The sequence below is a fragment of the Mycobacterium sp. genome (assembly GCF_049281135.1).
Taxonomy (GTDB): domain Bacteria; phylum Actinomycetota; class Actinomycetes; order Mycobacteriales; family Mycobacteriaceae; genus Mycobacterium.
Genome location: NZ_JBAPRN010000503.1, coordinates 1 through 4,781, shown reverse-complemented (window position 1 = coordinate 4,781; position 4,781 = coordinate 1). Strand labels below are relative to the sequence as shown.

Here is a 4,781-nt window from a genome sequence, read left to right as displayed (position 1 = left end):
GAACGGCGACGATATTCTGTTGCAACACCGGGCCGCTGGTCGCGTGCGCCAGCACCCGTCCCGCAGAGCCGTCGAAAATATGTTGTGCCGCAAAGCCGATGCGCTCCAACCCCGCGGAAAACATCGGGTTGGCGGCCAGTGCGCCGCCCGACGGGTTGATCTTCGTCGACGACGGCAGGCCGATGGCTTCGGTCAGAAGGAGTTGCTGATGGCTGAACGGCGCGTAAATCTCGGCCACCTCGATCGAGGCGGCGTCCCCGCCCGTCGCTGCCTTGGCCGAAGCCGCCGTCGACGGCGACGTGGTCAGGTCGCGCGCGCCGAGCACCGGAGTCTCGATCCGGTGCTCGATGCCGGTGATCCACGCCGGGTTCTTCCGGAGCTCGCGGGCCTTGTCGCCGGCGGCCAGCACGATCGCCGCGGCGCCGTCGGTGATCGGCGCAATGTCGTGTCGCCGAAGGGGATCCGCGAAGTACGGCCGGGCCAGCAGCTCCTCGATACTCTTCGCCGGCTTCTCCGAGTCGGTGCGCCCGGCAGCGGCGAACGAGTCGAGCGCCACCTGCGCCATCTGCTCGGCCGTCCACTTACCCGTGTCCAGGCCGAGGCGGGCCTGCAGGCCGGCCATCGACACGGCGTCCGGCCACAGGGGCGCGACGGTGTACGGGTCGGTCTGCAGCGCGAGCACTCGACGCAGCGTGCCGGCCGAAGACTTGCCGAAGCCGTAGACCAGCGCGGTGTCGACCTGGCCGGTGAGCAGCTTGATGTAGGCCTCGTACAGTGCCCACGCCGCATCCATCTCGACATGCGACTCGTTGATCGGCGGTACCGCCCCGATCGAGTCGATCGCCGAGATAAACGAGAATGCCCGGCCGGCAAGATAATCCGACGATCCGGAGCACCAGAAGCCGATGTCGGTTTGCTCGAGGCCGAGCTCTTCGTACAGCGAGTGGAAGCAGGGCATCAGCATCTCGACGCCGTTGGTGGTGCCGTCGGTGCGGCGCACATGTGGCGCATGGGCGAATCCGACGACAGCTACATCGCGAAAAGTCACGTCGTTCCCTTTACAGGTGGTGTTTGTAGGTGTCGTAATCGGCGTCGGGTTCGCCGGTCGGCTTGAAGTATTCGATGTTGTCGATGCCCAGACCCCACTCGTCGCGGGGCTTCCAGACGGCCTCGACGCGCATGCCCATCCGCACCTCGGTCGCGTCGATCTCCTGGATCAGATGCAGGAACGCGATATCGGCGCCGTCGAGCAGCACGTAGGCCGCGACGTACGGCGGCTTGATCCGCTGTCCGGCGAACGGGATGTTGATGATCGCGAACGTCGTCACCGTTCCCGTGTCGGGCAACTCGATGAAGTTGTCGAGTTCCAGGCCGGTGGCCGGGTCGGCTTCCTTGGGCGGGAAGTACACCTTGCCGTCCTTGCCCGTGCGGGCGCCCAGCAGCTTGCCCTCCTCCAGCCCGCGTAGGAACGCGGTCTCGGGAAGTGAAGCGGTGTGCTGGATTTCGATGCTGCTCGGGGTCACCTGGACTGTCACCGGTTCGCGGTCATCGGTCGTTTCGGACACCGGCTCGGCTTCGTCGCCGAGCCCGAAGTAGGCGATGTCGGTGATCGCGCCCGCCGGCTCGTCAGCCCAGTGGGCGTGCACCCGCGCGCCGGTGCTGATCGCGTCGGATGATCCGGCGTCCACCGCGTGCAGCAGTGGGACGTCGGCGCCGTCGAGCTTGATCAGCGCCCAGGCGAACGGCCGGTCCAGCGGTTGTCCCTCAAGGGGTTCGGGCTGCCAGGTCCACGACAACACGGTCCCCACGCTGGACACCGGCACGATCTCGGTCAATCGTTCGTAGGTCACCGGGTCGAACTCGGCGGGTGGAACGTAGATCCGGCCATCCGAGCCCCGGGCGCCGACGATGCGTCGCCCGCGCAGGGCGGTGAAGAACTGGCTGAGGGTGGGGCCGACTGAACGGGTGTAGTCGAAGGACAGCCTCAGAGGGGCCGAGAGAGGCTTCTGATGGGTATCGATCTGCACCGGGCTGCTTTGGCTGGTGGTCACAGCATCGAGTAGAACAGGTTCTAAGAATGGATTCAAGATAGGGTCGAGACCTGCAGGGAAGGCGGCACTGATGAAGCTCGGACTCCAACTCGGATATTGGGGCGCTCAGCCGCCCGACAACCACGCCGAACTCGTGGCCGCGGCCGAGAACGCCGGTTTCGACGCGGTGTTCACCGCCGAGGCATGGGGATCGGACGCCTATACGCCGCTGGCCTGGTGGGGCTCGTCGACGCGAAGGCTGCGGCTGGGTACCTCGGTCGTGCAGTTGTCCGCGCGTACCCCGACCGCGTGTGCGATGGCAGCGCTGACCCTCGACCACCTCAGCGGGGGGCGGCACATCCTGGGTCTCGGCGTCTCGGGCCCACAGGTCGTGGAGGGCTGGTACGGCCAGTCGTTTCCCAAGCCGCTGGCCCGCACCCGTGAATACGTCGACATCATCCGGCAGGTGTGGGCCCGCGAGAAGCCGGTGACCAGCGCCGGCCCGCACTATCCGCTGCCGTTGACAGGTGATCGCGCAACGGGTCTGGGCAAACCGCTCAAGCCCATCACTCACCCGCTGCGGGCCGACATCCCGATCATGCTGGGCGCCGAGGGGCCGAAGAATGTGGCGTTGGCCGCCGAGGTCTGCGACGGCTGGCTGCCGATCTTCTACACGCCGCGAATGGCTGACACCTACAACGAGTGGCTGGACGAGGGATTCGCCCGACCGGGCGCACGCCGTAGCCGCGAGGACTTCGAGATCTGCGCGACGGCCAACATCGTCATCACCGAGGACCGCGGCGCCGCTCTCGCGGCCATGAAGCCCTACATCGCGCTCTACATGGGCGGGATGGGCGCCGAGGACACCAACTTCCATGCCGACGTCTATCGCCGGATGGGTTACGCCGATGTGGTCGACGACGTGACCAAGCTGTTCCGCAACAACCAGAAGGACAAGGCCGCCGAGATCATCCCCGACGAGGTCATCGACGACGCCGCGATCGTCGGCGATGTCGACTACGTGCGTAAGCAGATCAAGGCCTGGGAGGCCTCGGGCGTCACCATGATGGTGGTGTCGGGCCGCAGTACAGAGCAGGTCCAGGAGTTGGCGAGCCTGATCTGACCCGGTCCTTGCGGTGAGTTAGAACACGTTCTAAATTGTCCGGATGGCACCGACGCAGCACATCATCGCCGGCAGGGTCCTCACCATGCCTGTGCAGATCCGCAGGGCGAACCAGCACATGGCAATGTTCTCGGTCGATGCCGACACTGCGCAGAGAATGATCGATTACAGCGGCCTGCGGGTCTGCCGCTACCTGCCCGGGCGCGCGATCGTGATCCTGATGTTGATGCACTACATCGACGGCGACCTGGGCCAGTACTACGAATTCGGCACTAGCGTGATGGTCAACCCACCGGGTTCGAACGCCAGCGGGCCCCGCGCCCTGGGGTCGGCCGGCGCCTTCATCCACCACCTGCCCGTCGACCAGGCGTTCACGCTGGAAGCCGGCACCAAGATCTGGGGCTATCCGAAAGTCATGGCGGACTTCACCGTTCGCGAGGGCCGCCAGTTCGGATTCGACTGCAGCGTCGACGGGCAACTGGTGGTCGGCATGGAATTCCGGCCAGGTCTGCCCTTCCGGCTGACGCCGCGCACGCAGACGCAGCGCAGCTACTCGCATCGCGACGGCGTCACCCTCGAGACCTCGTTTGAACACACGCTCGACGGTGTGCGCAATCGATTTGGTGGCGTTCGCATCTGGCTGGGCGAGCACCCCTACTCGAAAGATCTTGCGTCGCTGGGCCTTCCGAAGCGCGCGATGCTGTCCAGCTCGGTTGACCAGGTACAGATGACATTCGGCGACGCTCAGGAGATCACATGACTGCGACTATCCCCGACACGATCGTGAACATCGACTTGGCAGATGGCAATTTCTACGCCAACCGGCAGACCTCGCGCGAGGCCTATCAGTGGATGCGCGCCAACCAACCCGTGTTCCGCGATCGCAACGGCCTGGTCGGCGCGACGACGTATCAGGCCGTCATCGATGCCGAGCGCAATCCCGAGTTGTTCTCCAACACTGGCGGCATTCGGCCTGACACACCGGGGATGCCGTACATGATCGACATGGACGATCCGGCACACCTGTTGCGGCGCAAGCTCGTCAACGCCGGCTTCACCCGTAAGCGAGTGACCGAGAAGGAGCCATCGATCGCCACGCTGTGCGACACGCTGATCGATGCCGTCATCGAGCGCGGTGAATGTGACTTCGTCCGCGATATTGCCGCCCCGCTGCCGATGGCGGTGATCGGCGACATGCTGGGAGTGCTGCCGGAGGATCGCGGCATGTTGCTGAAGTGGTCGGACGATTTGGTCACCGGGCTGAGCTCGCATATCGACCCGGCGGGCGCAGAAGCCCAGGCGGTGATGAACGCGTTCGCGGCCTACACCGAGTTCACCATGGGCATCATCGCCAAGCGCCGGGACGAGCCCACCGACGACCTGTTCTCCATCCTGGTCAACGCCGAAGTCGAAGGACAGCGGATGTCCGACGACGAGATCGTGATGGAAACGCTGTTGATCCTCATCGGTGGCGACGAGACCACGCGGCACACTTTGTCCGGCGGCACCGAGCAATTGGTGCGTCACCGCGATCAGTGGAATGCGCTGGTCGCTGACCGGTCGCTGCTGCCGGGGGCGATCGAGGAGATGCTGCGGTGGACCTCACCGGTCAAGAACATGTGCCGGAC

5 protein-coding genes are annotated in these 4,781 nt (G+C 65.4%); 3 read left to right on the top strand and 2 right to left on the bottom strand.

Annotated features, from left to right (window positions below; genetic code table 11):
• On the bottom strand, positions 1-1,048 hold a 1,048-nt coding region (locus tag WAN02_RS20180), incomplete at its 3' end, for a thiolase domain-containing protein (protein WP_422266003.1).
• 10 nt (positions 1,049-1,058) lie between these two features.
• Entirely contained in the window at positions 1,059-2,051 is a 993-nt protein-coding gene (locus tag WAN02_RS20175) for a Zn-ribbon domain-containing OB-fold protein (protein WP_422266002.1), read from the bottom strand.
• 70 nt (positions 2,052-2,121) lie between these two features.
• Here WAN02_RS20175 and WAN02_RS20170 point away from each other — a divergent pair, with 70 nt between their 5' ends.
• From WAN02_RS20170 to WAN02_RS20160, 3 genes are all read left to right on the top strand, one after another.
• Positions 2,122-3,153 (top strand): LLM class F420-dependent oxidoreductase, encoded by a 1,032-nt coding sequence (locus WAN02_RS20170; protein WP_422266001.1) that lies wholly within the window; start codon positions 2,122-2,124, stop codon positions 3,151-3,153.
• 43 nt (positions 3,154-3,196) lie between these two features.
• Positions 3,197-3,913 carry an acetoacetate decarboxylase family protein gene (locus WAN02_RS20165; RefSeq protein WP_422266000.1) on the top strand — a complete coding sequence of 239 codons (717 nt, stop codon included), beginning with the start codon at positions 3,197-3,199 and terminating at the stop codon, positions 3,911-3,913.
• Positions 3,910-4,781, top strand: an 872-nt coding sequence (locus WAN02_RS20160) for a cytochrome P450 (RefSeq protein ID WP_422265999.1), incomplete at its 3' end; no start/stop codon positions are given. The genes WAN02_RS20165 and WAN02_RS20160, both read left to right, overlap by 4 nt.

What these genes read in the sequence shown, in the direction of transcription:
- WAN02_RS20170 (WP_422266001.1), top strand. Translation starts at nt 2,122, where the DNA reads ATGAAGCTCGGACTCCAACTCGGATATTGGGGCGCTCAGCCGCCCGAC.
- WAN02_RS20165 (WP_422266000.1), top strand. Translation starts at nt 3,197, where the DNA reads ATGGCACCGACGCAGCACATCATCGCCGGCAGGGTCCTCACCATGCCT.